Source organism: Deltaproteobacteria bacterium, assembly GCA_019310525.1.
Lineage (GTDB): Bacteria > Desulfobacterota > DSM-4660 > Desulfatiglandales > HGW-15 > JAFDEE01.
Map to the genome: position 1 here is coordinate 33,323 of JAFDEE010000003.1, position 26,073 is coordinate 59,395.

Annotated in this window: 28 protein-coding genes and 1 other RNA gene; 24 read left to right on the top strand and 5 right to left on the bottom strand. The window is 54.2% G+C overall.

The genetic code is table 11. The features are described 5' to 3' along the window. The first annotated feature begins 21 nt into the window (after positions 1–21). The 7 genes from JRF57_00705 to recN all read left to right on the top strand — a co-directional run bounded on the left by JRF57_00705 (position 22) and on the right by recN (position 10,484). Positions 22–666: a prepilin-type N-terminal cleavage/methylation domain-containing protein gene (locus tag JRF57_00705; GenBank protein ID MBW2302210.1), complete on the top strand. Its 645-nt coding sequence runs from the start codon at positions 22–24 to the stop codon at positions 664–666. A 32-nt stretch (positions 667–698) separates the two neighbouring features. After that, positions 699–1,103, top strand: coding sequence for a prepilin-type N-terminal cleavage/methylation domain-containing protein (locus JRF57_00710; protein MBW2302211.1), 405 nt, complete (start codon positions 699–701; stop codon positions 1,101–1,103). A 15-nt stretch (positions 1,104–1,118) separates the two neighbouring features. Beyond that, positions 1,119–1,685, top strand: a complete 567-nt coding sequence (locus tag JRF57_00715) for a hypothetical protein (protein MBW2302212.1) — start codon at positions 1,119–1,121, stop codon at positions 1,683–1,685. 2 nt (positions 1,686–1,687) lie between these two features. Next, a complete protein-coding gene (locus tag JRF57_00720; protein MBW2302213.1) occupies positions 1,688–6,055 on the top strand; it encodes a hypothetical protein in 4,368 nt (1,455 codons plus the stop codon). Between the two features lie 53 nt (positions 6,056–6,108). Continuing rightward, positions 6,109–6,492 carry a hypothetical protein gene (locus JRF57_00725; protein ID MBW2302214.1) on the top strand — a complete coding sequence of 128 codons (384 nt, stop codon included), beginning with the start codon at positions 6,109–6,111 and terminating at the stop codon, positions 6,490–6,492. Positions 6,493–6,654: 162 nt separating this feature from the next. Continuing rightward, the gene (locus tag JRF57_00730) at positions 6,655–8,484 is read left to right on the top strand and encodes a type II/IV secretion system protein (protein MBW2302215.1); all 1,830 of its coding nucleotides are present in this window, start codon (positions 6,655–6,657) and stop codon (positions 8,482–8,484) included. A gap of 302 nt (positions 8,485–8,786) precedes the next feature. Further along, positions 8,787–10,484, top strand: coding sequence for a DNA repair protein RecN (gene recN, locus JRF57_00735; protein MBW2302216.1), 1,698 nt, complete (start codon positions 8,787–8,789; stop codon positions 10,482–10,484). A 78-nt stretch (positions 10,485–10,562) separates the two neighbouring features. On the opposite strand, the gene JRF57_00740 is transcribed toward recN, so the two are convergent. The 4 genes from JRF57_00740 to JRF57_00755 all read right to left on the bottom strand — a co-directional run bounded on the left by JRF57_00740 (position 10,563) and on the right by JRF57_00755 (position 14,914). After that, positions 10,563–11,540 (bottom strand): hypothetical protein, encoded by a 978-nt coding sequence (locus tag JRF57_00740; protein MBW2302217.1) that lies wholly within the window; start codon positions 11,538–11,540, stop codon positions 10,563–10,565. Between the two features lie 81 nt (positions 11,541–11,621). Then, positions 11,622–11,900: an acylphosphatase gene (locus tag JRF57_00745; GenBank protein MBW2302218.1), complete on the bottom strand. Its 279-nt coding sequence runs from the start codon at positions 11,898–11,900 to the stop codon at positions 11,622–11,624. 180 nt (positions 11,901–12,080) lie between these two features. Further along, positions 12,081–14,099, bottom strand: coding sequence for an NAD-dependent DNA ligase LigA (gene ligA / locus JRF57_00750; GenBank protein MBW2302219.1), 2,019 nt, complete (start codon positions 14,097–14,099; stop codon positions 12,081–12,083). A gap of 41 nt (positions 14,100–14,140) precedes the next feature. Beyond that, a complete protein-coding gene (locus JRF57_00755; protein ID MBW2302220.1) occupies positions 14,141–14,914 on the bottom strand; it encodes a nucleoside phosphorylase in 774 nt (257 codons plus the stop codon). Positions 14,915–14,978: 64 nt separating this feature from the next. Between JRF57_00755 and JRF57_00760 the strand changes: the two genes are divergently transcribed. The 16 genes from JRF57_00760 to JRF57_00835 all read left to right on the top strand — a co-directional run bounded on the left by JRF57_00760 (position 14,979) and on the right by JRF57_00835 (position 25,308). Next, positions 14,979–15,122 (top strand): hypothetical protein, encoded by a 144-nt coding sequence (locus tag JRF57_00760; protein MBW2302221.1) that lies wholly within the window; start codon positions 14,979–14,981, stop codon positions 15,120–15,122. Between the two features lie 60 nt (positions 15,123–15,182). Then, positions 15,183–16,508: a signal recognition particle protein gene (gene ffh / locus JRF57_00765; GenBank protein ID MBW2302222.1), complete on the top strand. Its 1,326-nt coding sequence runs from the start codon at positions 15,183–15,185 to the stop codon at positions 16,506–16,508. Between the two features lie 37 nt (positions 16,509–16,545). Beyond that, positions 16,546–16,788 carry a 30S ribosomal protein S16 gene (rpsP, locus tag JRF57_00770; GenBank protein ID MBW2302223.1) on the top strand — a complete coding sequence of 81 codons (243 nt, stop codon included), beginning with the start codon at positions 16,546–16,548 and terminating at the stop codon, positions 16,786–16,788. Between the two features lie 63 nt (positions 16,789–16,851). After that, positions 16,852–17,082: a KH domain-containing protein gene (locus tag JRF57_00775; GenBank protein MBW2302224.1), complete on the top strand. Its 231-nt coding sequence runs from the start codon at positions 16,852–16,854 to the stop codon at positions 17,080–17,082. 2 nt (positions 17,083–17,084) lie between these two features. Continuing rightward, positions 17,085–17,621: a 16S rRNA processing protein RimM gene (rimM, locus tag JRF57_00780; GenBank protein MBW2302225.1), complete on the top strand. Its 537-nt coding sequence runs from the start codon at positions 17,085–17,087 to the stop codon at positions 17,619–17,621. After that, on the top strand, positions 17,611–18,375 hold the full coding sequence (trmD, locus tag JRF57_00785; GenBank protein ID MBW2302226.1) for a tRNA (guanosine(37)-N1)-methyltransferase TrmD: 765 nt from the start codon (positions 17,611–17,613) through the stop codon (positions 18,373–18,375). Before rimM ends, trmD begins: the two co-directional genes overlap by 11 nt. A gap of 351 nt (positions 18,376–18,726) precedes the next feature. Then, a complete protein-coding gene (locus tag JRF57_00790) occupies positions 18,727–19,332 on the top strand; it encodes an RNA methyltransferase (protein ID MBW2302227.1) in 606 nt (201 codons plus the stop codon). 31 nt (positions 19,333–19,363) lie between these two features. Then, positions 19,364–19,714 carry a 50S ribosomal protein L19 gene (rplS, locus tag JRF57_00795; GenBank protein ID MBW2302228.1) on the top strand — a complete coding sequence of 117 codons (351 nt, stop codon included), beginning with the start codon at positions 19,364–19,366 and terminating at the stop codon, positions 19,712–19,714. Between the two features lie 100 nt (positions 19,715–19,814). After that, complete coding sequence (locus tag JRF57_00800; protein MBW2302229.1) at positions 19,815–20,384, top strand: ribonuclease HII; 570 nt, start codon at positions 19,815–19,817, stop codon at positions 20,382–20,384. A gap of 1 nt (position 20,385) precedes the next feature. Beyond that, complete coding sequence (locus JRF57_00805) at positions 20,386–20,754, top strand: YraN family protein (protein ID MBW2302230.1); 369 nt, start codon at positions 20,386–20,388, stop codon at positions 20,752–20,754. A gap of 78 nt (positions 20,755–20,832) precedes the next feature. Next, positions 20,833–21,720 (top strand): 16S rRNA (cytidine(1402)-2'-O)-methyltransferase, encoded by an 888-nt coding sequence (gene rsmI, locus JRF57_00810; GenBank protein MBW2302231.1) that lies wholly within the window; start codon positions 20,833–20,835, stop codon positions 21,718–21,720. 82 nt (positions 21,721–21,802) lie between these two features. Then, positions 21,803–22,096 carry an HPr family phosphocarrier protein gene (locus JRF57_00815; GenBank protein ID MBW2302232.1) on the top strand — a complete coding sequence of 98 codons (294 nt, stop codon included), beginning with the start codon at positions 21,803–21,805 and terminating at the stop codon, positions 22,094–22,096. Next, a complete protein-coding gene (gene ptsP / locus JRF57_00820) occupies positions 22,093–23,883 on the top strand; it encodes a phosphoenolpyruvate--protein phosphotransferase (GenBank protein MBW2302233.1) in 1,791 nt (596 codons plus the stop codon). Before JRF57_00815 ends, ptsP begins: the two co-directional genes overlap by 4 nt. A gap of 63 nt (positions 23,884–23,946) precedes the next feature. Beyond that, the gene (smpB, locus tag JRF57_00825; protein MBW2302234.1) at positions 23,947–24,408 is read left to right on the top strand and encodes an SsrA-binding protein SmpB; all 462 of its coding nucleotides are present in this window, start codon (positions 23,947–23,949) and stop codon (positions 24,406–24,408) included. A gap of 92 nt (positions 24,409–24,500) precedes the next feature. Next, positions 24,501–24,858, top strand: a transfer-messenger RNA (tmRNA) gene (gene ssrA / locus JRF57_00830). Positions 24,859–25,062: 204 nt separating this feature from the next. Continuing rightward, entirely contained in the window at positions 25,063–25,308 is a 246-nt protein-coding gene (locus tag JRF57_00835; protein ID MBW2302235.1) for a GIY-YIG nuclease family protein, read from the top strand. 3 nt (positions 25,309–25,311) lie between these two features. Here JRF57_00835 and JRF57_00840 read toward each other — a convergent pair whose 3' ends face one another. Continuing rightward, the gene (locus tag JRF57_00840) at positions 25,312–25,512 is read right to left on the bottom strand and encodes a hypothetical protein (protein MBW2302236.1); all 201 of its coding nucleotides are present in this window, start codon (positions 25,510–25,512) and stop codon (positions 25,312–25,314) included. Between the two features lie 375 nt (positions 25,513–25,887). On the opposite strand from JRF57_00840, the gene JRF57_00845 reads away from it, so the two are divergent. Further along, positions 25,888–26,073: helix-turn-helix transcriptional regulator (locus JRF57_00845; GenBank protein ID MBW2302237.1), on the top strand; the 186-nt coding region annotated here is incomplete at its 3' end.

A 26,073-nucleotide genomic window follows, 5' to 3' on the forward strand; every position in this document is an offset into this window, starting at 1 on the left:
GGATGAAAAAGGATTGAAACGATGAATGCCAGGATACCCACGAATGAGGGATTCACGCTGGTCGAACTGCTGGTGGCGGTGGCCATTTCAGGGATCGTGATGGCCTCGGTTTATTCCAGTTATTATTCCCAGCAAAAGTCCTATATAGCCCAGGAACAGGTGGCGACGATGCAGCAGAACCTGCGAAACGCCCTCTTCCATCTGGAACGGGACATCCGGATGGCCGGATATGATCCCACAATGATGGCAGGGGCCGGAATCGCAAACGCCGGGAGTGATACCATGCAGATTACAATGGACCTGAACGGGGATGGGGATACCAGTGACACGAACGAGACGATCACCTATTCCCTCTACGTTTCCTCCGGAGTAACAAGGCTTGGAAAGTCATCCGGAGGAGGACCCAACTCGCCCGTTGCCGACAATATCGAGGCCCTTAATTTCGTATACCTGGATGGTGACCGAAACGTGACGTCCACCCTTGGAAGCATCCGCTCGATCCAGGTCACCTTGGTGGCCACAGTGGGCCGCGGCGATCCCGGCTATGTGAACACCGATTCCTTCAGCAATCAGCAGGGAACCGTTATTTTGCCGGCCCGTAACGATAATCTACGCCGCCGGGCCCTCTCAACGGAGATTCGGTGCCGGAACCTAGGTCTCCACTAAGGGCGCGAAGCTCGTAAAAATGGGGAGCGAGAATGAAGAGGAAACAAACGTATATGACAGGGAACCGAAGAACCGAAGGGTTCACCCTCCTTGAAATACTGATAGCCATCTTCATCCTTTCCTTCGGAATCTTGGCCGTGGCCTCCATGCAGGTCTCTTCCATCCGTGGAAACGGCATGGCGGGACGGCTGACGGAAGGAACCCAGTTGGCCTGCGACCGAATGGAGGAATTAATGAGCCGGTCATACACCCATTCAGATCTTACCGCAGGGACCCACACAGACCCCTCACCACCTTCCGGGTATACCGTCACCTGGAACGTGACAGACGACTCCCCGATCACCGATACCAAGACAGTGACCGTGACCGTGACATGGACGGACCACGGCGTTCAGAAAACGGCCACTCTTCAACAAATCATTCCAAGGATCATTTAGTACGCGGAGGCGGCCATGAAGGTATCCAGTGAAAACAAATGGACGGAACAGGATGGATCGGTTCTGGTTGTCGCTTTGCTGCTCCTGGTCTTCCTGACCCTTATAGGAATCTCCGCAAGCACCACGACAGAGATCGAGATACAGGTGGCAGGCAACGAACAGGCCCACAAGACAGCCTTTTATCACGCGGATGCGGGAGTCTACACGACACCAAAAATAATACGTTCCTGCGTGGAGCAGGGGCTCCAGCCCTCTTACTCAACCATCACATACCTCGACACCCAGCCTCCGGACGCCTTTTTTCGCCAGATCATGGGATTTGACTCTTATGACAGTGATAAGGACATCCAGTTTACCCTCGGTGGATACACCGTGCAGGTAGACACCCAGCGAAACCGACAGGAAAGCATCGCCGGCGGCGGTGCCGAGTTTGCCAGCGGGGCGGAAGGTGCCGGAAGTGGTATGACCGGCGGGGTTGCCGTGATCTACGCCCTGGATTCCGTTGGAACCGGGCCCAGATCTTCCCAGTCCGAGGTCCTGGCCGAATACCGGCTGGTGCCCGGAATTGCAGGAGGACTTTAACCATGAAAAAGACAACGATTCTACTGGTCATTTCCACCCTTTTCCTGGGTTTGTTTCCTGGTGGAGAACCTGCCCATTCTTCCGAGCCCAGCATGTCCGATTATACCGCCACCCCTATTTTCATGACCACCTCCATAACCCCCAACATCCTGATCATCCTGGACAATTCCGGGAGCATGAACTATGCGGCTTACGGAACCTGGGCCGGGGATAACGGGGCGGAGATCACCGATGAATTATATTCGGGCAACACCCCCTATTCCAATTCTACCACTGTACGGGTCTCACAAAGCCGGGACGACGCGGAGGAACGGCCGACTGACGACACGGCGTGGTATAACAGCAGTGACCTGGACCTGGGAGGATATTCCACCACCAGCAACGACGCCATTGTCGGGATCCGTTTCCAGAACGTAAACGTGCCTCAGGGAGCAACCATCACAAATGCATACATTGAGTTTACTGCCAAAGCAGATTCATCCACTGCCCCGGCCAATACCAACTTCACCATCAGGGGGCAACTCGATGACGATACAGATCAATTTTCCGCAACCCTCAACAACATAGATTCACGCCCTAGGACCGCCGCTTCGGTGGCCTGGAGCAACGTGTCCGCATGGACCCATGATACGACCTACCAAACCCCGGACATCAAGGAGATCGTTCAGGAGATCGTGAACCGCACCGGATGGGTCAAGGGCAACTCCATGGTCTTCATCTTCTCGGGCACGGGGAAAAGGGACGCCAAATCCTATGACAACTCCCATTCCGAAGCCCCTCTCCTCCACATCGAGTTCACTCCGGCCGAACGGACCCTTTACTACGGGCTCTTTGACCCGGATGCCCAGTACAAATATTCATCCAATAAGTTCGTGAGGGATCCGAACGGTGAATGGAACGGGAATTGGCTCAACTGGCTCAGTATGCGAAGGATCGATGTAGCCAAGAAGGTCCTGGTGGGAGGGCTTGCCACGTCCAGGACTGGAGGTGGCAACACCACCCTTTACGGGGATGATCACAACGCCCAGCCCAGCCGGTACTGGAAGCGTCAATTCGATTCCTCCCTATCCGGCGTGAGCGTCACACCTTACAACGGAAATTACTGGTACGGCATAAAGGGAGGCTATATATACGTGGACGATGACAGCAACCCCTTCAGCGGATACATCGAACGATACAAGATCGCGGTCAAAAAGGACGAAGCAGACGAGCCGGATGAGTTCCTGGACGGGAACATCGCAGGGGTCATCCAGAGGGTGGGAAGCCGGGCCCGGTTCGGTCTCGAGTTCTATAACAACGATGAGGGGGGCAGGATACAAGTGGCCGTAAAGGCCGGGAGCATGACCAATATGGTCACCCAGATCGAAAACATGAAGGCCGATACATGGACCCCCCTGGCGGAGGCCTTTTACGAGGGTGTGAGGTATTTCCAGCAGGTCAGCCCCTATTATTTCAACGGAGACTACCAGACCAACCACCAGAAAGACCCTTACTACTGGGATGATCGGGGAGATTTTGTGGAGTGCGGCAAGAGTTTTATCCTCCTCATCACGGACGGAGAAAGCACCCAGGATAAAAATATCCCTACAGGTCTTCGGGACTATGACGGTGACGAGAACGACCCGGGATCTTATGATTACAACGGCTCCGACTATCTGGACGACGTGGCCCTGTGGGCACGGACAAACGACCTTAGAAGCGATCTCGATGGAGACCAAAACATCATTTTCTATACGGTCTTCGCCTTCGGTCAAGGCTCCACTCTCCTCCAGGATGCAGCGAAGAACGGGGGCTTTGAGGACAGGGACGGGGACGACCGGCCGAACCTGACCTCGGAATGGGACTCGGACGGAGACGGGACGCCTGACACATATTTCGAGGCGCCTAACGGCTACCAGCTCGAGGCCCAACTCCTAAGGGCCATCACTGATATCCTGAAAAGGGCGGCGGCAGGGACTGCGGTGTCGGTCCTCGCCACCTCCGGGGAGGGAGAAGGCAATCTGGTCCAGGCCTACTTTCGCCCGACCGTGACCAGCGGTGTCACGGACGTCAAGTGGGTGGGGTATTTACAGTCCCTGTGGGTGGACTCTTACGGGAACCTCCACGAAGACACCGACGGCGACCGGGCCCTTGATCCGGCGAACGACAAAGTCGTGGAGTATTACTTCGATTCCGCGACCGGCGACTCAAAGATCCGGCGCTTTACCGACTTTGTCCCCAGTGGGACTACTCCGTACCCGGATGTTGGCAGTGACGCTTACGAGATCCTGGACCTTGAGGACATCAACCCCCTGTGGGAGGCGGGGGAGATCCTGTCCACCCGTGATCCGGATGAGCGAAAGATCTTCACCTACCTGGATATGGACAAGGACCAGCAGGTCGATGAACCCGTGGGAGACGACGATCCCTTTGATGATGACGGGGAGGTGGTCGCCTTTGATCTTTCGGGGGTCACCAAGATCAAACCCTACCTGGGTGTGAAGGATTTCAGCGCCTGGAACTACCTCGGGTGGTACCATGACGATCGGGCAAAGACCCTTATCGAGTACATACGGGGCAAAGACACAGGACTTTCAGGAACCACGACCTTACAGGTGAGATCCCGGACCCTGAACGGGAACGTATGGAAACTGGGCGACATAGTACATTCCACCCCGGTTTCCATCGCCAAGCCTCCGGACAACTACCACATCATTTACGCAGACGAATCTTATATGGATTACCTCTCCGGGGTATCCAACAGGGAGACGGTGGTCTACGTGGGAGCCAACGACGGAATGCTTCATGCCTTTACTTCCTGGTGTTACAGCGGGACTTCGAAACAGTATACGAAACCAAGCGCTGCCCCGAGCGGCGAACATATAGGTGAGGAGCTCTGGGCATACATTCCACAGGCCCTGCTCCCCCATCTAAAGTGGCTCCCAAAGGAAGACTACTCGCATGTCTATTACGTGGACCTCAAGCCGAAGATCTTCGACGCCAAGATCCTTCCGGATGACACCCATTACGTGGACGCGGACGGGGATGACAACTGGGGGACCATCCTCCTGGCCGGGTTGAATCTTGGTGGAAAACACATCTGGGCGGAAGGTGACTTTGATGACGGTTCCGGGGTTACCGTATCCGAAACCCGCCACTTCTATCCCAGTTACTTCTGCATGGATGTCACAGACCCGAGGAACCCCAGGTTGCTCTGGGAAAGGACTTACCAGGATCTCGGTCTGACCACCTCCATACCCGCGATCGTGAAGGTGAAAGACAAGTGGTTTGCGGTGTTCGGTTCAGGACCCGAGACCTTTGACGGTGAGAGCACCCAGAAGGCCCATGTATACGTTGTGGACCTTAAGACCGGAGATGCCTATCCCGACATATCCTCTTTCGCTTCAGGCACCACGGACGCCTGGCTCTTCTCGGGAAGCGAGAATAACGCCTTCATGAATTCCCCAGTGTCCCTTGACAAGAACCTCAACTACAACGTAGACGCCATCTATTTAGGAGAAACTTATAAGCAGGGGAGTTCATGGAAGGGGAAAATATACAAAGTCATGATCCCCTGGGACTGGAGCGACGTCTCCTCTTATGAAGACAACCCCATTCACTCCGGAAATGAATGGAAATTCAAACCCCTCTTTACCTCCGACAGGCCCATCACCTCTCCGCTCTCCCTATCGATCGATTTCTTTGACAACGTATGGGTATATTTCGGGACCGGCCGATACCTCTCTGATTCCGACAAGTCCACCACCGATACCCAGTACCTTTACGGTCTAGTGGATCCCTTCTTCAACAGTTACTACGATTCGGGCTCCGGGGGTTATTATCACAGCTATGCTTACAACAAGGAATTGAGCCGGAGTGACCTTTTCGAGGCCGACGATTACGTGATAACCTCAGGAGGAACGGTCTTCGTGGGATCCACGGAATTCGGGAACTGGAACGACCTCCTCGTAGAGGCCAGGAATTACGACGGCTGGTACAGGACCCTGCTCACCACCCGGGAGCGGGCGATCACTAAGCCCAGCGTCTTCGGCGGCATCGTCTTCTTCCCCACATTCGTCCCCAACGACGATATCTGTGGGTTCGGCGGGGACAGTTACCTCTATGCCCTATACTTTGAGACGGGAACGGCCTATTACGAGCCTGTCTTCCCCGGTCAGACCCAGGATTTCACTGTGGGGTCTGAAACCTATCAGCAGGTCCTGGACAAGGTCAGCCTGGGATCGGGAAAGTCCTCTTCCCTCGGATTCCACGTCGGGCAGGAAGAGGGGACAAAGGCCTTCATTCAGCAAAGTACCGGAACGGTTCTCGATGTGGATACCAATCCGGCATTCAATATAAAGAGTGGGCTTATCAACTGGAGGCAACCTTAGATGAAGCCGATCGGTTTGTTCACACCCCCTCCAAACATGACAGGAGTGAAAAGATGTGGAAATGGCTGAGAAAAACAGGAGGAACGGTCTTTTTCCCATTGATCGTAATCTGTCTTGTCTTCGCCGCTTCCGGGACCGCCCTTTCGGAGGATCCGGGGGAAGAGATCCAGGGAGATACGGGTAATACCGCAACGGTCAGGATCGATTCCAAGACGACCGACAATCTCCTGACGGACCGCGGGATCTTCCGGGTGGATGAAATGACGGTATTCTATGATGAAGATGGGAAAAAAATGTCATTCTCGCTCCTCCCGGTCCCTTGCAAGGCCGAGATTTCTTACGAATCCGGCCTGGGAGACCCGGAGGCCCGCAGCGTCAAGCTTATAAAGGCGCTTCCCGGGGCCGTCACCTATTTTCAGCCCCCGACTCCCGAATAGGACCTGGATCTCGGCCCTTTCGCCTACTCACGGGAAGATGGACTCCCGTCGCATTTTCGGATACCAGGGGGCGGATGGGCCGAGGGAGGTTATTGTCTCCTGCTGGTGGACAGTCCCCGAAGCCGACACTCACAGCGCCCTTCATCGCGAGAGGAAAACCGGATGCTTCAAAAAGAAACCCCTTCTGACCCCTTTTCCCCTGACAGGGTTACCAGGGTACTCTTGGAATACGGGTTGATCTCGGAGGGGCAAAGGGCGCAGATCCTCAAGCGCCGATCCCATATCCAAAAAAAACTTGAGCAGGTCCGCCCCCCACGCGGGAATCATGGGACTGAGAAAGGGAAAGTTCCCAACCCGGTGACCATCATTGATGTCATCACCTCCCTGCGGATCGCCCGAGCGGACGATCCGTCCAAGACCTTGGACGAAGAGACCATCTTCCAGACCCTCGCAAGGGACTGGGGGATCCCTTACAAGAAGATCGATCCCTTGAAACTGGATCTCAATTTGGTGACCAGTACCATCCCCCATTCCTTTGCAAAAAAGCACCTGGTCCTTCCTGTGGATATGAAGGACGGGTGGCTCCACGTGGCCACCCCGAATCCCTTCAACGTGGAAGTGATGGAAGATATCAGCCGGGTGAGTCACTGCAGGGTTCGCCCCCTCGTAAGCTGCAAGACGGATATCATAAAACTCATAAACGAGTTTTTCGGTTTCAAGCGATCCATCGCGGCTGCGGAACACCAGTTTTCAGGTCCCGCCGTAGATCTGGGCAACCTGGAGCAATACGTGCGCCTGGGGGTTTCCGACGAGCTCCCTTCCAATGACCAACACATTGTTAATGCCGTAGACCATCTTTTCAGCTACGCCTTTGACCAAAGGGCAAGCGATATCCACATCGAGCCCAAAAGGGACAAGAGCCTGGTGAGGCTACGCATCGACGGCGTCCTCCACACGGTCTACGAACTGCCCAAGAACGTCCATTCCGCCATAGTGAGCCGCATCAAGACCCTCAGCCGCCTGGATATGGCGGAGAAAAGACGGCCCCAGGACGGCCGCATCAAGATGGACAGGCAGGGCGTGGAATCCGAGATCCGGGTCTCCTCCGTGCCGGTCGCCTTTGGAGAAAAACTGGTGATGAGAATCATGGATCCTGAGATCCTTTTCCAGGATCTGGAAAATCTCGGATTCTCCTCCACTGACCTTATCCGTTACCACCGGTTTATCGACATGCCCCACGGGATCGTTCTGGTATGTGGACCCACGGGAAGCGGGAAATCCACCACCCTCTATTCCACCCTCCGCTACCTCTCTTCGCCCGCCATCAACATTACGACCGTGGAAGATCCGATCGAGATGGTCCACGAGGACTTCAACCAGATTGCGGTCCAACCCGCCGTCGGCATCACCTTTGGATCCATCCTGAGAAATATCCTCAGGCAAGACCCCGATATCATCATGATAGGGGAAATGCGGGACCTGGAAACGGCCCAGAATGCCATCCAAGCCGCCTTGACCGGCCACCTGGTCCTCTCCACCCTGCATACCAACGACGCCCCTTCCGCTGTAACGCGTCTCCTGGATCTCGGGGTCCCTGCATTCCTCATACAGGCCACCCTGATCGGTATCGTATCCCAGAGACTGGTCCGAAAGATCTGTCCCCACTGCAAGGAGGCCTTCCGGATCGAGCAAGGGGAGTTGGCTTCCCTCGGCCTGGAATTAATGGAAAAGGGCCCCCTGGAGCTCCATCGGGGCAAGGGCTGCATGAAGTGCCGTAATACCGGGTACCTCGGGAGAACCGGCATCTTTGAAGTGCTCCCTGTCACGGAATCCATTCGGAAAATCATCGTCCCGCAATGCGACGTGGAATCCGTGCGGAACCTGGCTCGAAAGGAGGGGATGGTAACCCTCAGGGAAAACGCCGTGAAGAAACTTCTCTCGGGTGTAACCTCTTATCAGGAGGTGCTGCGGGTGACCTGGGAGCGAAGCTAGGGGGGTCCCAGAAGAACCTCCGGGCCGCCCACCGTCTCGGGATCCCCATGTCTTATTCACACCATACCGGCATTATCCGTCTTTCATTGGGATAGTCGAAGACCCATACCACCTTCCCCTTACCCTGATCTTTACAGATATTGCTACAATCCAGTAGACGACAGGAGGCGTCTAAAAACCCTTGAAGGCGACGGGAGAGCGGTTTAATATGGATGGCCGTTCCCCCTTGACCGACAAGGGAGATCACCACCAAATCAAGGCTGGTCGGCTGTGCCGATCCCCGACCTACTCCACGGCAAGGCATGCTCGTTCAACTGACAATCTCAAATTTCGCCATCATCAATCACCTGGAGATTCATTTCAAGGAGGGGCTCAATATCCTTTCCGGGGAGACCGGTGCCGGCAAATCCATTATCATCAATGCCGTAAACCTGATTCTGGGCGGGAGGGCATCAAGCGATCTCATCCGGACCGGTGCCCCTGAAGCCCGAGTCGAAGCCCTCTTCCACCTGCCCCGAAGCCATCCTGCTGGAGATCTTCTCAAGGAATTCGGAATTCCCTTTGATGAAGAAATTCTGGTCAAGCGAATCATATCACGAGAAGGCCGAAACAGGATCGCGATCAACGGCTCCCTGGCCACCCTGCATATGCTGAGTCGAATCGGATCCCTTTTGGTCAGCATCTCCGGGCAACATGAGCACCAGTCCCTCCTAAAACCGGAAAATCATCTTTACATCCTGGATGCCTTTGGTGGGCTCACGGATGAAAGGGAGGCCATTGGAGAAATTTTCGGGGATTACCGAAGGTTGAAAGAAACCATCCATTTGCTCGAAAAGGAAATAGAGCTGGGAGAAGAAAAGCTGGAATTGGCCCGATTTCAGGTTACCGAAATCGATCGGGCGGAGATCCATGAAGGAGAGGACCAGGACCTTGAAGAGGAGAAAAAACGCCTGCGTTACGCTGAACAGCTCATGAATGCCATGGGTGAGGCCTATCGTATCCTTTACGAAGACAAAGATGCGGTGATCTCCCGGCTTTCCCATTGCGTCAAGGAACTGGAAAAGGGATCCGAGATCGACGGGAGGCTCGAACCCATAAGAGACGCCGTTGCCTCTGCCAGCGTGGAACTCGAAGAAGCGGCTTTCGATCTGAGAGAACTCCGGCAAAGGGTCTTCAACGATCCCCATCGCCTTGAGGAAGTGGAAGAACGTCTGCAAATCCTCAACAGGCTCAAGAGGAAATACGGCCCCACCCTCGGGGACGTGTTGCGGCACAGGGAGCGGATCTCCCTTTCCGAGGAAAACCTTGCCCGAAAAAAAGAGGAACTCCGGGAGATCCACCGGGAATCGGCGGATAGGGAACAGGAACTTCTCTCCCGGGCTGCTTCCATTTCCGAAAAGAGGAAGAAGGTCGCCATGGGAATCGAGAAAGCGGTAAAACGGGAACTCGCCATGCTGGGCATGAAAGGCACCCGTTTCCAGGTGGGTTTCGAAACCTTGAAAGAGATTGGAGATCCGGGAGCCGGAAGTCGGATTGAAGCCATCGGGCCCGATGGTTGGGACAGGGTCGAATTCCTCATCTCTCCGAATATCGGGGAGGAGTTGAGGCCCCTGTCCAAGATCGCTTCAGGAGGAGAACTGTCCAGGGTCATGCTGGCCCTGAAGACGATCCTAGCCCGGAGCGCCTCAGTAGAAACGATTATTTTCGATGAGGTGGATGCCGGTATCGGCGGAGCGACCGCGGAGGTCGTGGGGGAAAAACTGCAGTCTCTGGCCCGGTACCATCAACTGCTCTGCATCAGCCACCTCCATCAGATCGCGAGCAAGGGGACCACCCATTTCCTGGTGGAAAAAAAGGTGACGGCCGGCAGGACCCAGACCGTGATCTCGGAACTGGACGAGGAGGGCCGTGTAAAGGAGATCGCCCGGATGCTCGGAGGGAAAACCGTATCTTCAAGGGCCTTGGCCCATGCGAGGGAACTCCTGGATCAAGGCCATTGAAAAATGAATGGAAGGTGACAAAAAGGCGAATTCCCGCCCCTTGTGGATCAGGTCTTCCATTACTCCTAAAACAAAGGCTCAATTTTTTACGGGTCTTACGAGGTAGCCGGCCTGAAACTTCCCCTCGGACAAGGGCACGGCCGAGGCATAGGAATCCATTACCTTTTCCGCCTTCACTTCTCCTATTTTCGGCCCAAGGAGATAATAGGTCCTCCCGCTTGCCGAACGGACGGGATCCCCTCTCCCGTATACTTCAAAGACCTCTCCAGCCTCTATCCCCACATCCTTTCCCGCGCTGATGATCACCTTACCGTCATTGACGGACAGAATCCGGCCGGACCACGGATGACGGTCCAGGGCCTCCCTGAGGGCCTCGACATGGCCCTCAAGCATATCGGCAAAGGCCTTCTGCAGTTCTTTTTCGTCGATACTCTTCCTCAGTTCCGCCTCGTCCTCTTCCTCCCATGCCATGAGGTCCTCTATGAGATCCAATTTTCGGGTCTCCAGATGGGACAGGATCAGGGTACCGTTCGTGATGTCCAGGGCATTCACGAACATGGAGATTTCTACCTCGCGGTTTGCCCCTCCAAACGGCCATATCACCCTCAAGGGCCAAAAACTCTTCTTTTTGGGGCGGAACTCTAAGGGATTGATGATTACTGTGAGCAGGACATTCATCCCCATTTCTTCGGCCTTCCTGGCACGGTCCGGGTCCGTTACAATGCCGAATTCCGGGTTGCGCAATTTCAGGGTCGTGGGGATCGGGTCCCTGGCAGGGTAAATGAGAAGCCGTTCATCCTTTGAAAGCATGGAAATAAAGGTATGGGAGATTTTTTCCAATTTTTGCTTTCCAAGCCTGGCCTGATCCAGGATGGGCAGCATGAGGACCCTTTTCTTCAAGGAATCCGTCTTTCCGGCCTGAAAGGTGACCTTCTTATAGATTTTTTCAGGGGAAATCTTCCGGTAAATGCCCTTGACGGTTCCGCAACCCGTCAAGCAAAGAATGAGAAAAAGGATGATAAATAGGCTACCCTGCCTCAATCGGCCTGTATTCATCGGGGGAATCCTTTCTCCGAAACAGTGGCCAAAAAATCATAGCTTAGATAGGGCGTTCCGAGGTTATTAACATCCACCGGATCAAAAGACAATATCAAAGGTGTCAAATTCCCCCTGCCAGGGCTCTTCCGTTTCATGAACCCGGGTGACCCGGGCATGGGACGGCCCACGATGGCACCATGAGACTAATTCCCTCACCTTTTCCGCTTCTCCTTCGGCCAGGACCTCCACAGTTCCATCCGGTCTGTTCCTGACCCATCCCCGCACCCCCAGGGCCTCAGCCTTTCTGCGGGTGGAATCCCGAAACCACACCCCCTGTACACGGCCTTCGATCACAAGTCGAATCCTGATGTTTTCCATGCCTCTCTCCTGAAATCGACGATCATTCCGATTCGGAATAGCTTGAAAGTTCAAGGAATCAAAGGGTTGAGAGATGAAACCCGCTTCATAATTTATACCCTGGAACCCTTATCCCTCGAACCGTTATCAGATAATATTAGGATTGATGTACTCGCCTGAAGTCAGGCTTTCTCCCGGGGGTTACCCATTCTTTCCTTCCAGGAGCCTGAGGAAGGCTTCCTCATTCAAAAGGGGAATCCCCAGTTCCCGGGCCCTCTGGAGCTTGGAGCCGGGCGATTCTCCCGCAACTAGGTAGTCGGTGTTGCGGCTTACGGATGATGCAACCCGCCCTCCCCTTTCCAGGATCCGTTCCTTGGCCTCGGAGCGGATCATGGATTTAAGGGTTCCGGTAAGAACAAAGGTCTTTCCTGAAAGGTCCGCGCCCCGGGCCGCAACATCCTCGAAGCGGATACCCGCCCGCAGCAGACGCTCCACGTGACGCCTGTTGCCCTCATCTTCAAAATAAGAGGAAACGCTTTCTGCGATATGGGGCCCGATTTCGTTTACTGCGATGAGGTCCTCTTCACTTGCTTCCATCAGACGGTCAAGGGATCCGAAGACCTCTGCGAGTCGGCGGGCGATGTGTTCCCCCACGTGCCTGATCCCCAAGGCATAAATGAACCTGGCCAATGTGGTGACCTTGCTTTTTCGGATGGCCCGCAACAGGTTTTCAGCGGATTTCCGCGCAAATCCATCCAGTTCCAGGAGGTCGTCCATGGTCAATTGATATAAATCCGCAGGCTCCTTCACCTTTCGCCTTTGAATCAACTGGTTTACAGTCTTTTCCCCCAGCCCCTCAATGTCCATGGCTCCCTTGGAGACGAAATGCCGCAAAGATGCCCGTACCTGCGCCGGACAGGCGAGATTCGGGCACCGCAGGACTACCTCTCCCGGAGTCTTTTCCAGGGCCGCCCCGCACACGGGACAATGGGTGGGCATTCTGAAGGGTCTTTCCTTGCCCGTCCTTTTCGAGGCAATGACCTTGACCACTTCCGGTATTACGTCACCGGCCCTTTGAACGATCACCGTATCGCCTTCCCGGATGTCCTTTTTCTGGATCTCTTCCTGGTTGTGAAGGGTTGCGCGCCTTACCGTAACCCCGCCCACTTCCACCGGATCGAGCTGGGCCACGGGGGTGAGGGCGCCTGTGCGTCCCACCTGAACAACGATCTTGCGTATCCTGGTCGTCTCCTGGGTGGGTTTAAATTTATAGGCCAAAGCCCATCGAGGGGTGCGGGATTTCTCTCCAAGGCGGGCCTGGAGGGCGAGTTGATTGATCTTGATGACCGCCCCGTCGATCTCGAAAGGAAACTGAGACCGAACTCTTTCAAGTTCATGACAGTAGTCGATCACCTCTTCGATATCCTTGCATTCCCGAAGGTAGGGCCGGTTGACCCTCAGTCCCCATTGTTGCAAGGCCGCCATCAACTCCAGGTGGGTCTGAAAACGGATGCCCCTCAATTCACCGATTCCATAGCAGAACATGTTGAGAGGCCTCTTGGCTGTAACCCTCGGGTCCAATTGCCTGAGGGAACCGGCCGCCGCGTTCCTCGGGTTGGCGAAGGGAGGGAGATTCCGGGAGAGGTTCTTGCGGTTGAGTTCGTGAAAGGCCTCAATCTCCATGTAGACCTCTCCCCTGACTTCCAGGAGTTCAGGGACAGGGGGCGCACCCGGGTTGGGAGTGAGTACCAGGGGGACACTCATGATGGTCTTCACGTTTGCTGTGACATCCTCTCCTACAATACCATCCCCCCTGGTGGAAGCCGCTACGAGGTGTCCCTCTTCGTAAACCAGTTCGACTGCCAGCCCGTCCATCTTGGGTTCAACCGTATAGGTGAATCCCGTTTCTCCACCCAGGAACCGCCTGATACGGATCTCGAAGTCCCGGATATCCTGATCGGAAAATCCGTTCTCCAGGCTCAACATGGGTTGACGGTGCCTGACCTGGGAAAAGGCCCTTTGGGGTTCAGCTCCCACCCGCTGGGTGGGGGAATCCGGGGTCACCCATTCGGGGTGGGCCTTTTCCAGTTCCAGTAGGCGTCTGAAAAGGCGGTCATATTCTGCATCGGAGATCTCCGGATCGTCCAAAACATAATACCGGTAGTTGTGATACCGGATCTTCTCACGCAGTTCCTTGATCTCTTTTTGGATCTCGTCCATATTTCCTCGAAAACCCTGGCAGGGACCTACTTATCAAGGTCTCACAAAGAGACTTCAAATGATTTTTCAAGCCCAGAGGGCCGTTCCAAAAGTTCCAAGAGCATGCCGCGGGCGAGTTTCAAAGACCCCTTGAACCGCGGCTCGTGAAATCCCCTGTGCCACTTAAGAGCAAAGAGTTCATCCGACACCACGAGCAGGCCCCCAAGCTGCACGCCGCGAAACAGGGCCACACTCATCAGGGCCGTCATCTCCATGTCAACCGCAAGAACACCCATCTCGCCATAAGCCTTCACCTTGGAAGGCGTTTCCCTAAAAGGCGCATCCGTACTCCAGACCGCACCCTTTTTGTAATGGTATCCCCTTCCCTCCAGGGCTCCAGTGAGCAATCCCGTGAGTTCCGGGTCTGCCCTCGGGCCGCCCTCCCCCGCAGGATAGTGTTGGGATGTACCTTCCTCGGGGATCCCCTCAACGGGAACCACAAGATCTCCGATACGCAATTCCGGACAAAGAGAGCCGCACCAGCCAAGGACCCAGATTCTCCGGGCCCCCAGGGCAATTAGCTTTTCAAGGCCCATGGCCGCCTGGGGAGCCCCTAAAAAGGGACCTGCAACGGGGAAGATTTTCCCCCTGATCCGATGACGGTACAATTTAAAGAAATCCAGATGAAAACATTCGCTGCCCTCGATTCCCTCAAGGCGGGTGAAGGCTCTGAGGTCCGGCCCTGTCAAGGCCATGAGGACCTCCTGCCCCAGGGAGGGATCGGTCCTGGATTTCCTTGGGGTGATAATGCCATCTTCAGCTGATGTTGTAATCATACACATTCCCCCTAAGGAAACCGGCCGAAACGGAACCTCCATATATTAGAGAGGGAGGGCCCTGATGGCAACAATTAAAGAAACGGGGCGGGTCATACTGCCTAAAGGGAAAAAAGATTATACAACAGGCCATAATAATGTGATAAAGTTGGATTCAACGGTAACAGAAAAAAGCAAGGAGACGAATGGAGCGGATCTTTTTCCTTGACATAATTTTTTTATTAGGATTAATTTAAAGGTTTATATCTTGATCTAAAATGTAGGCTCTATGTTCGAAAGTCTTTCAGAAAAACTGAACAAGACCTTCAAGCAACTGAGAGGGCACGGGAGGCTAACCGAGAAGAACATCCAGGATGCCCTGAAAGAGGTCAGGCTTGCACTTCTTGAGGCGGATGTCAACTACAAGGTCGTCAAGAAGTTTGTGGAGGATATCCGACACAAGGCCCTCGGGCAAGAAGTCCTTGAGAGCCTGACCCCGGGACAGCAGGTCATCAAGATCGTCCATGGGGAACTGACCCGCTTGATGGGGGAGAGCCTGGTAGAGCTCAACCTTACGGGGAGGACTCCGTTTCCCTTGATGCTGGTGGGGCTCCAGGGTTCGGGTAAAACCACCACGGCGGCCAAGATGGCCCTCTTCTTGCGGAAAAGGGGGAGGCATCCCTACCTCGTACCGGCCGATGTTTATCGCCCGGCTGCGATCGACCAACTTTCAAAGCTGGGAGCCCAGCTTCAGGTGCCGGTTCATCCTTCGGAGACGGGAAAAAGGCCCGAGGATCTTTGTACCGAGGCCCTCAGCAGGTCAGGGAGTGTGGGAGCGGACGTCCTTCTTATCGACACAGCGGGCCGACTCCATATCGACGAAGCACTTATGGCAGAACTGGAGAGGATCAGGGAGCGTATTCACCCCGTGGAGATCCTGCTCGTGGCTGATGCCATGACCGGTCAAGATGCGGTCAACGTAGCCAAGCGGTTCAACGAAGCCTTGGGGATCACCGGCGTCATCCTCACCAAGATGGAGGGAGATGCAAGGGGTGGAGCGGCCCTTTCCCTGAGAGCAGTGACCGGCAAGCCCGTCAAATTCATCGGAGTGGGGGAGAAACTCGATGCCCTCGAACCCTTTTTTCCCGATCGAATGGCCTCCAGGATCCTGGGGATGGGCGACGTTCTCACCCTGATCGAAAAGGCCCAAAGCGCCTTTGACGAAAAAGAGGCCAGGAGGTTAGAGAAAAGGCTAAAGAAAAGGGAATTCGACTTAGAGGACTTTCAAAAACAATTGAAGCAGATTAAGAAGCTGGGTTCACTGGAGCAAATCATCGGCATGATCCCGGGGATGGGGCAACTCAAACAACTGAAAAAGATGAAACCCGACGAGAAGGAATTGGTCAAAATCGAGGCCATTATCAATTCCATGACCAAAGAGGAGAGGCGACATTTCAAAATCATAAATGGGAGCAGGAGAAAACGGATAGCACGTGGAAGTGGAACGACCGTCCAGGACGTGAATCGGCTTCTTAAAAACTTCGCTCAAACAAAGAAGATGATGGAACGATTCACCAAGAAGGGCATTCCGGACATGACCGCGTTATTTCGATAACACTGAACAACCGAAATAGAAGGGGGTGATAGAGTTCATGGCGGTTAGAATCAGACTGGCAAGAATGGGAGCCAAAAAGAGGCCGTTTTATCGCCTGGTTGCTGCCGATTCGGAAGCGCCTCGTGATGGCAAGTTCCTGGAAATACTGGGAACCTATGATCCGACCAAAGACCCGGCCCAAGTATCGATCCATAAGGAGAAAGTGAAGGATTGGCTTGAAAAGGGGGCCGTCGTTTCCGGATCGGCCAAGGCCATCCTGAAAGCACAGGGGGTGGTTTAGGGATCTCCAGGGAAAATGGCGTGAATTGGAGTGGTGGTGAACTCATGGATGGAGGTGATCAAGATGAAGGAGCTGATTGGCTACATTGCAAGGGCGTTGGTGGACAAGCCAGAAGAGGTTGTCGTCACGGAGATAGAGGGTGAGCAGACTTCCGTCATCGAGTTGAAGGTGGCAAAGGAGGACTTGGGCAAGGTTATCGGAAAGCAGGGCAGGACGGCAAGGGCCATGCGGACCATACTGAGCGCGGCGTCCACCAAAATCAACAAGAGATCCGTTTTGGAGATAATCGAGTAGATTTGAAGGATCTATCTCCTGACAGACTGCTCCTGATCGGGAAGGTGGTCCGGCCCCACGGAATCGAAGGGCTCATGAGGATCATATCCTATGCTGAATCCGAAGGGACCTTCATGAAAGCGGGCATCATCTTCCTACAATCTCCCTCAGGAGAACCCCACGAATTCGAATTCATATCCATAAGGCCCCATAAAAACGCCCATTTGTTGCGTTTAAAAGGGGTGGCCTCCAGGGAGGAGGCCGAAAAATACAAGGGATGGGGTATCTTTATTAAAAAGGATACCTTGAAATCATTAGGAAACGACGAGTTTTACTGGCACGAGCTTATCGGCCTTAAAGTGTATTCTAATAGGGGTCGATTCCTGGGCACCCTGGATCACATCCTCCCGACCGGCGCCAACGACATTTACGTCGTTCGGGAAGAGGGAAAAGAGATCTTGATCCCCGCAATCCGTGATGTTGTGGAGGAAGTCAATCTCGCCGAACGGAAGATGATCGTATCCGAGATGGAAGGATTGTTGGAATTGAATGAGGTTTGACGTTCTCACCCTCTTCCCAGGCCTCTTTTCTTCCTTTCTGGAGGAGAGCATCCTGGGCCGGGCCCTCAAGCGGGGAGTGCTGGATATCCGGATAATCAATATCCGGTCTTTCGCTCGGGGGCCTCACAAAAGCACGGATGATCGCCCGTACGGGGGCGGCAGCGGCATGGTGATGAAACCGGGGCCGGTGTTCCGGGCCCTTGAATCGATCCAGAGGGATCCCCGGGATTCGAGGGTGATCTTGCTCACCCCCCAGGGCAAAAGGTTTGAACAGTCCATCGCATGGGAGTTGTCCCGCCTGAACCATTTAATTCTTCTCTGCGGGCGCTATGAGGGAGTGGATGAGCGCATCAGGACCGGCGCCGTTGAGATGGAGTTGTCGATCGGGGACTACGTATTGAGCGGCGGAGAACTCCCCGCGATGGTGGTTATAGACGCAATCTCCCGGCTCCTGCCTGGTGTACTGGGTTCCGAAGAGGCCGCCCTGGATGACACCTTTGAAGGGGGATTGCTGGAGTACCCTCACTATACGCGCCCCAGGGTCTTCCGGGGAATGGAAGTTCCAGAGGTATTGCTCTCGGGGAACCATGAAGAGATCCGACGGTGGCGAAGAAGGGAATCTCTTAAAAGAACACTCCTCAAAAGGCCGGATCTTTTGAAAAAGGCGGAACTCTCCGAGGAAGACCGAAAGGTCCTGGCCGGTTTGAAAGGGCGGCGTATTCCGGGTGAAAACGGTTCCGGCGATGCCGAGTGATTTTCCCCGGGGGCATTGGGGATGGGAGGCCTTTGAAAAACGTTCAATTTTGTTCAAGGTCAAGGAAGGTGAAAATTTTAACCGCAGGAATACATTGAAGTATTTCGAGGATTAAAATTTGAGCCTGACGCCGAGCGGAAGAGGCGTTCATGCTTTGCAGTATTTCAAGGATTGAAATTTGTCCGCGCCTCACTTGGACTCCCCACCCAACGGGTGGGTCCCCGGTTTGCGGCTGACGCAGCTTGCCTGCCGGGTGTTTGGCGGGCTTGTCACGCCTTAGCCATGGCGGAGGCGGAAGATTGGACTAAGATAGGCGTTTTTCAAAGGTCTTGACGATGGATCGGGGCTTCCATGCGCCTTTATCTCGGGCTGGTCCATTTTCCGGTTTACAACAAGAACCGTCGGGCGATCGCCTCAGCGGTCACGACCTTTGATCTCCACGATCTGTCGCGATTGGCGAAGACATACGGGGCGAAGGGGCTTTTTATCGTGACCCCGCTGAAGGACCAGCAGGAATTGGTCAAGCGGGTTATCCGCCACTGGGAGGAAGGATTCGGATCCGAATACAATCCAGACCGCAAAAAGGCCCTTGCCCTCGCCACGATCTCGGAGTCAATCGGTTCCTCCATGGAACAGATTGAAGGGCGGGAGGGAGAACGCCCCCTTCTTATCGCCACCGCCGCTTCGTTTCGAAACGGGAAACCAATCAGCTATCCCGAAGCCTCCGGGCTCCTGACGGAGGGGAAAGTGGTTTTTCTCGTCTTCGGAACCGCGTGGGGGTTGACACAAGAGGTGATCGAGAACTCGGATTTCGTGCTCGATCCCATCCTCGGACGGACCGGTTACAATCACCTCTCAGTGCGGGCGGCTGCGGCGATCATTCTGGATCGACTCACGGGTTCCTATGGGAACAGCCCTCAGGTTCGTGCACCGGGACACGAGCCGAGCGTAAGATAGAGGGCAAACCAAGTTTAAGGAGACAGTGAATATGAATATTATTGACATGTTGGAAAAAGAACAGATGCGGGTCGATATCCCTGATTTCAAGGCCGGTGATACCATTCGGGTCCATGCCAGGATCAAGGAGGGAGACAAGGAAAGGATCCAGGTATTCCAGGGTGTGGTCATTCGGAAGAGAAAGGGAAACACCGGCGCAACCTTCACGGTGCGAAAGGTCTCTTACGGTATCGGCGTCGAGAGGATATTTCCCTTGCACTCCCCCTCTATTGAAAAAATTGAGGTCGTAACCAGGGGAAAGGTACGACAAGGGAGACTGTATTACATGCGCAAGCTGCGAGGCAAGGCTGCACGCATCAAAGAAAAGAGAGTCAAACCTTAATTTCCCTGTTGGAAATTCTTTGGCTGCCGCAGGCAAAAACTTTCCCCTTTTCCCCGAGCTCAAGGACCCCGCACGTGCCGATACGCTGTTTTATGAGGCCATGGCGAGGAAGGCCGGATACAAACGGATTGCTGGTGTCGACGAGGCGGGGCGAGGGCCTCTTGCGGGCCCTGTTGTGGCAGGGGCCGTCATTCTCAGGGAAGGCGTACCCCTGGAAGGCGTGACTGATTCCAAAAAAATGACCGAGAAGGCACGGACCGAGGCCTTTTCCCTTATTTCGCACGATGCGCTCGCCGTAAGCCTCGGAGTAGTATCCCCTGCCTTTATTGATCGACATAATATCTTGAGGGCCTCCCTGGAGGCCATGCGGCGGGCCGTACTGTCGCTGGACCCGCCTCCCGACTTTCTCCTTGTGGATGGATTGCAAAAAGTTCCTGTTCCAATTCCGCAGAAGTGCCTGAAAAAAGGGGATCAAAGGAGCCTGAGCATCTCGGCCGCCTCCGTGATGGCCAAGGTTTACCGGGACCGTATCATGTGTTCCTTCCACTCCTCCTATCCCATGTACGGATTCGATACCAACAAGGGGTACGGCACAGCGGTCCACCGGGAGGCCTTGAGGATTTACGGGCCCTGCCCCATCCACAGGATGACCTTCAGGGGGGTTCGGTGAGGTGACGAGGGCGAGGCAGGAACTCGGAAAGGCGGGAGAAAACGTGGCCCTTCGGGCCCTGGAGAGCATGGGATATCGATGTATCACCCGCAATTACAGGTGCCCTTTGGGCGAAATCGATATGGTTGCAAGGGACGGCGACACCCTTGTCTTCATCGAGATCAAAACCAGGAAGGGTAAATCCTTGGGGTATGCCAAAGAGGCCGTAGATTCTCGAAAGCAGAGACGAATTTCTATGGTCGCCCTGGCCTACATGAAGGCCAATCATTGCTGCGATGTCAAATCGCGGTTTGACGTCGTGGCCGTCCACCTTGCAAACGGAAAGGAAGAGGTCGAAATCATCAAGAACGCCTTCGATCTGGCCTACTGATAAAGGATCATAAGGTGAAAGCTTCGCATACTCTTTCACAAAACAGGATTTGCGATTTAAAGCAGGGGCCGGCACACAATGGAGCCGGATGAACAGAACGAAATCAGGGGTAAAGGGAGGGGAACCCTCTACGTTGTTTCCACGCCCATTGGAAACCTGGAGGATATCACCCTCCGCGCTCTCAAGGTCCTGGAACAGGTGGATCTCATCGCTGCTGAGAGTGTGAACCATACCAGGGGGCTTTGCCGTCATTACGGGATCCGCACAAAAATTATTCGATACAACCAGCACAATCAAAGAAGCAGAGGGCCCTTACTGATCGATAAATTGAAAAATGGCGAGGATATCGCCCTCCTCACCAACGCCGGAACACCTGGAGTCTCCGACCCAGGGGTTGCATTGACCGCCCAGGCCTTGGAGGAAGGCCTGAGGGTCTCACCCGTTCCCGGGCCCTCATCCATTACAGCGGCCCTATCCGTTTCCGGGCTCAGGGGAGATAAATTTCTCTTCATGGGGTTTCCTCCAAACCGCTCCAATAAGAGGAAAACGGAATTCAGGGGGCTCGCTTCCGAAGGTCGGACCCTGGTGTTTTTTGAAGCCCCCCATCGCCTTCGGGAGATGCTTGTGGACCTCAAGGCCGTCCTTGGGGACCGAAGGATCGTGCTGGCCCGGGAGATGACCAAAATCCACGAGGAAATCATGACGGGGACCGTGAGTGAGGTCCTGGAACGCCTCGACGAAGACCGTGTCAAAGGAGAGTGCACCATCGTTGTTTCCGGGACCGAGGTTTTTCGACCTGAATCCATTCAGGATCCGGGGATAGGGGAAAAAATCCACCGAATGATGAAAAAGGGGGAAGGGAGTCTAAGGGACATTGCCGAGAGGATAGCCCGGGAGGAAGGTCTCCCCTATCGCAGGGTATATCGGGCCTGCCTGGCTAACAAGAGGGAAACGGAAAGGAAGTAGAGGGGATCTGGACGATACCAACGATCGACAATACAGGATCTCAGATCCCCGAGGGTCATAATCGGAGGCTCGTTTAGTTGACATGGAGAATCGATCGCATGATAACGAGCAAATCAGGACGCTGAGAATCGAAAACGAGCTCGGTTTACATGCGCGTTCGGCGGCCAAAATCGTGGCCCTTGCCAACCAGTTCAAGGCGGACCTATATTTCAAAAAGGAAGGTCAGGAGGTGGATGGATCCAGTATCCTGTCTATCCTGACCCTGGCATGTCCGAGGGGTACCGAAATCGAGGTTCGAACGGTGGGGGAAGAGTCGGTTGCGCTGATGGAAGCAGTGAGTGAACTTTTCAAGGAAAAATTCGGTGAATTGAAGTGACAAAGGGGGATCCTCAAAACATAACCAAGCTCAGGGGAATCGCCGTATCCCCGGGGATCGTCATCGGGAAGGCCCACATCATCGATCGATCCAGGGTCAGAATCCTTTATCAGTACATTATCGGCGATGAAAAGGTGAAAAACGAGGTCGAACGGTTCAAGGAGGCCCTCAACGCCGCCAAGGAACAGATAACGACCTTGAAGAACCGGATGCCGGATTCCATTAAGCAGCATGCCTTCATACTGGATGCCTACCTGATGATCCTCGAGGATACCATGTTCGCCGATGCAACGATCCAGAGGATTCTTGATGAGAAGATCAATGCCGAATGGGCCCTTAAAAAGTCGGTGCAAAGTATCGGACGGCTCTTTGACCAGATCGACGATGCCTATATCAAGGAAAGATTCAATGATGTAGAAAACGTGGCGGAAAGAATCCTGAGATACCTTTCGGGCAAGGACCCGGACAGCTTTAACGAGATCAACGAGCGGGTCATTATTGTGGCCCACGATCTCTCCCCGGCGGATACGAGCGCTCTTAATACCGGGAAAATCATGGGATTCATCACCGACGTCGGGGGCCGAACCTCTCATACCGCGATCATGGCCAAATCCCTGAAGATACCGGCCGTGGTTGGACTGGAATCGGCCACCCTCAAGATACACGACGGGGAGATCCTGATCGTGGACGGCAACAGTGGAGAAGTCATCGTAAACCCGGACGATGAAACCATCATCCATTACCAGGAAAGGCAGTTCCAGCACGAAAGGTATGAATCGAGCATCGCCCGGGACAGCCATCTCCCTGCAAGGACAAAGGATGGACACCACGTGGCCACCATGGCCAACATCGAATTCGTGGAAGAAGTGGTCATGGCCAAAGATCACGGGGCCGAGGGGATCGGACTTTACCGAACGGAGTACCATTACCTCAGGGGAGACAAGGTTCCTTCAGAGGAAGAACTGTTTGAGGCTTACAAACAGGTGGTTGAAATCATGGCGCCCGCGCCGGTCACCATCCGAACCCTGGATCTGGGAGGAGACAAGTTTTCGACCGGTATGACCCCTGCAAAGGAAGTAAACCCCGCCCTTGGGCTTCGGGCAATCCGTTTTTGCCTCAAGGAAAGGGACATTTTCAAGGATCAGCTCCGGGCAATCCTGAGGGCAAGCGCCTTCGGGAACATAAAAATCCTTATTCCCATGATTTCCGGTCTCCAGGAGGTGATGGAGACCAAGCAGATCTTGAACGAGGTGAAAGCGGATCTCGATGAACGGGGAATTCCTTATGATCGGAACATCAAATTGGGCTTGATGATTGAGGTCCCTTCCGCGGTGAGCGTTGCGGATATCCTGGCCAAAAACGTGGATTTTTTCAGTATCGGAACCAATGATCTGATCCAATACGCCCTTGCCATCGACAGGATCAACGAGCACGTGGCGTACATGTATCAGCCCTTTCACCCCGCCATCCTCCGGATGATCCGCCAGGTCGTGGAAGGGGCCAAAACGGTGGGGATTCCTGTGGCCCTTTGCGGGGAGATGGCCGAAGACCCCTTTTGTACCGTGTGCCTGCTTGGACTCGGCATCGACGAGCTGAGCATGAATTCGGCAGGCATTCCCCTGATCAAGAAACTCATCCGGTCCCTGACCCTGTCCGAGGCCCGAAAGGATCTTCAAAAGATCTTTCTCCTGGATACGGCCGAGGAGGTGCGTGAGTACATGTTGAAGCGAATGGAGCCCTTCAAATCCGAACTGGGGAACAAACCCTTTTACCGCCTGATGCACTGAGGACATAGAGCCTCTTTCCTTGGGGCCATTCCTTCAGGATCGTGACGGCCTGGAGACCGAAAAATGAAAAAGGGTAAAAAAATCGTATGCAAGAACAAGAAGGCCCCTTACGACTACTTTATCGAAGAGGTCTATGACGCAGGGTTGGTCTTGCTCGGACCGGAGGTCAAGTCCCTCAGGGAAGGCAGGGCGAGCCTGGTCGACAGTTACGCCAAAGTCAAGAAAGGGGAAGTCTTCCTCTACAATATGCACATCAACCCCTATCCCTATGCCCGGTACATGAACCTGGACCCTGTGAGAACCCGGAAGCTCCTTCTCACCAAGAGGGAAATCAAGCGCCTGATCGGCAAGACCGAACAAAAGGGCTATTCCCTCATCCCTCTGGAGGTGTATTTTTCAGGCCCTTGGGCCAAGGTGGACCTGGCCCTGGCCAAGGGGAAAAGGAAAATCGACAAGCGGCAGGCCATAAAGGAGAGGGACTTGAAACGGGAAATGGACCAGGCCAGGAAGCGTGGGAAAGATTGACTATCATGAAATACGTGCTTATAATTAAAATATAACCGAATCTTCGCGGGAAAGAGAATCATTTCGAATCCCGGCGAAAAACCAACTTGAAAGGGGGCGAAACGGGTTCGACGGGGATAGAGAAGCTTAGGTTGCATACCGAGGTTCCATCACCCTCGTAAATCAGGTGGGCAAAATATAGACGCAGACGATTATGCGTACGCTCTGGCCGCATAACGACGGCCAGCGTCCTCCCGGTCCTCTCCTGCGGGACCGGTAAGGGCGTCGACTCAGCGGGATAGCCGAACCGACCAACCTGTGGGTCGGGGACGCGAAACTATACACAGGTTAGTTTCCCGGAGACTTTGCCCGATAGGAACCCGGGAAGCGAAAACTTTATATCGGGCTAAGTATGTAGAGACCTAAGTGGAATATTTCCGGACGCGGGTTCGACTCCCGCCGCCTCCACCAGGGGCTATGGTGCGGTGCCGCGCCGAAGTTGCGATATAGCCGAAGGCGAAGTCGAACGAAGGCGGGCTATAATGGCCTTAATCGCATTTCGTTCCAAAATATGGCTCTGCACACCCCACTAAAATCAATCCCGATAAAATTGGACATGCCGCCATATAATCCGCAAGACGAAGTCGGACCTGTCGCGGCGAGGCCAAAGGCGGAATGAAATTTTATTATGTTTACATTCTGCAGTCCCAATCTACTCCAGAACATTATTACACAGGTTTTACCGAAGATCTTGATTCACGCCTGAAATCTCACAACTCCAGACAAGTTTCACATACCTCAAAATACAAGCCGTGGCGTATAAAAACAGCCATTGTTTTTACTGATCGAAAAAGGGCATTGGATTTTGAGGCATATCTAAAGACTCCTTCCGGCCGAGCCTTTGCAAAAAAGCGACTCTGATTTTCAAGCCCAGACATACCGCGTTTTCGGGAAATCCCGGTAAATTTCTTTCTTTTTTCCATCTCCTTTCTCCGTTTTCTCAGATCTCACTTTCGGGCCTCGTCTGGTTTGTTGTCCCTTTTCCACCAACTTTTGCTCTGCAAGTTCCTCCGCAAACCGCTCGACAACTCTGGCGATTCCGTCAAAGAGTTCGTTGATGCCCATGGTAAACCTCCTGCATTTCTGCCTGCCTGCCGAAGCCTCGGCGCAGGCAGGTTCTCTGCCCCATACCTACCTATCTGCCGACAGGCAGGACGCCCGCAGGGTGAGCGCCAAGGATGGGGCAAATCAAAGTGTCGGTGAAAAAGTGTGCTCGTCATGTTTTTCTGTTTGGAGCCTTGTTGAAATGTACTTACCGGGAGAATTGGTGAACTGTCGGAATTCAGGAGGAATTTTTCTTGCACGTGACATGACACCTGTTATATTATATTTTGAATTTCAGGTTAGACGGATTGCCTGTGGCCGGTTGGCCATGGGTAAACACTTGCCTGCGTTTAGAGCAGAAACGGCAGTGTAAAGACACGACAAAAGGATATTGTAATGACCGGAAGCTCCAAAACGTTCCCGGAATTGGTGAAGGAAGTCCGAAGGCAATTAGGAATCAGCCAGGAAGAGCTGGCCCATGAACTGGGGGTGAGCTTTGCCACCATCAACCGCTGGGAAAATGGCAAGACCACGCCGTTCAAGCTGGCCCGGGCGCAGTTTGACGCCTTTTGCAAGAAGATG

Excerpts from the sequence above, each read along its gene's own strand:
- JRF57_00705 (MBW2302210.1), top strand. The coding sequence starts at position 22 with ATGAATGCCAGGATACCCACGAATGAGGGATTCACGCTGGTCGAACTG.
- JRF57_00710 (MBW2302211.1), top strand. The coding sequence starts at position 699 with ATGAAGAGGAAACAAACGTATATGACAGGGAACCGAAGAACCGAAGGG.
- JRF57_00715 (MBW2302212.1), top strand. The coding sequence starts at position 1,119 with ATGAAGGTATCCAGTGAAAACAAATGGACGGAACAGGATGGATCGGTT.
- JRF57_00720 (MBW2302213.1), top strand. The coding sequence starts at position 1,688 with ATGAAAAAGACAACGATTCTACTGGTCATTTCCACCCTTTTCCTGGGT.
- JRF57_00725 (MBW2302214.1), top strand. The coding sequence starts at position 6,109 with ATGTGGAAATGGCTGAGAAAAACAGGAGGAACGGTCTTTTTCCCATTG.
- JRF57_00730 (MBW2302215.1), top strand. The coding sequence starts at position 6,655 with ATGCTTCAAAAAGAAACCCCTTCTGACCCCTTTTCCCCTGACAGGGTT.
- recN (MBW2302216.1), top strand. The coding sequence starts at position 8,787 with ATGCTCGTTCAACTGACAATCTCAAATTTCGCCATCATCAATCACCTG.
- JRF57_00740 (MBW2302217.1), bottom strand. The coding sequence starts at position 11,540 with ATGAATACAGGCCGATTGAGGCAGGGTAGCCTATTTATCATCCTTTTT.
- JRF57_00745 (MBW2302218.1), bottom strand. The coding sequence starts at position 11,900 with ATGGAAAACATCAGGATTCGACTTGTGATCGAAGGCCGTGTACAGGGG.
- ligA (MBW2302219.1), bottom strand. The coding sequence starts at position 14,099 with ATGGACGAGATCCAAAAAGAGATCAAGGAACTGCGTGAGAAGATCCGG.
- JRF57_00755 (MBW2302220.1), bottom strand. The coding sequence starts at position 14,914 with ATGATTACAACATCAGCTGAAGATGGCATTATCACCCCAAGGAAATCC.
- JRF57_00760 (MBW2302221.1), top strand. The coding sequence starts at position 14,979 with ATGGCAACAATTAAAGAAACGGGGCGGGTCATACTGCCTAAAGGGAAA.
- ffh (MBW2302222.1), top strand. The coding sequence starts at position 15,183 with ATGTTCGAAAGTCTTTCAGAAAAACTGAACAAGACCTTCAAGCAACTG.
- rpsP (MBW2302223.1), top strand. The coding sequence starts at position 16,546 with ATGGCGGTTAGAATCAGACTGGCAAGAATGGGAGCCAAAAAGAGGCCG.
- JRF57_00775 (MBW2302224.1), top strand. The coding sequence starts at position 16,852 with ATGAAGGAGCTGATTGGCTACATTGCAAGGGCGTTGGTGGACAAGCCA.
- trmD (MBW2302226.1), top strand. The coding sequence starts at position 17,611 with ATGAGGTTTGACGTTCTCACCCTCTTCCCAGGCCTCTTTTCTTCCTTT.
- JRF57_00790 (MBW2302227.1), top strand. The coding sequence starts at position 18,727 with ATGCGCCTTTATCTCGGGCTGGTCCATTTTCCGGTTTACAACAAGAAC.
- rplS (MBW2302228.1), top strand. The coding sequence starts at position 19,364 with ATGAATATTATTGACATGTTGGAAAAAGAACAGATGCGGGTCGATATC.
- JRF57_00800 (MBW2302229.1), top strand. The coding sequence starts at position 19,815 with ATGGCGAGGAAGGCCGGATACAAACGGATTGCTGGTGTCGACGAGGCG.
- rsmI (MBW2302231.1), top strand. The coding sequence starts at position 20,833 with ATGGAGCCGGATGAACAGAACGAAATCAGGGGTAAAGGGAGGGGAACC.
- JRF57_00815 (MBW2302232.1), top strand. The coding sequence starts at position 21,803 with ATGGAGAATCGATCGCATGATAACGAGCAAATCAGGACGCTGAGAATC.
- smpB (MBW2302234.1), top strand. The coding sequence starts at position 23,947 with ATGAAAAAGGGTAAAAAAATCGTATGCAAGAACAAGAAGGCCCCTTAC.
- JRF57_00835 (MBW2302235.1), top strand. The coding sequence starts at position 25,063 with ATGAAATTTTATTATGTTTACATTCTGCAGTCCCAATCTACTCCAGAA.
- JRF57_00840 (MBW2302236.1), bottom strand. The coding sequence starts at position 25,512 with ATGGGCATCAACGAACTCTTTGACGGAATCGCCAGAGTTGTCGAGCGG.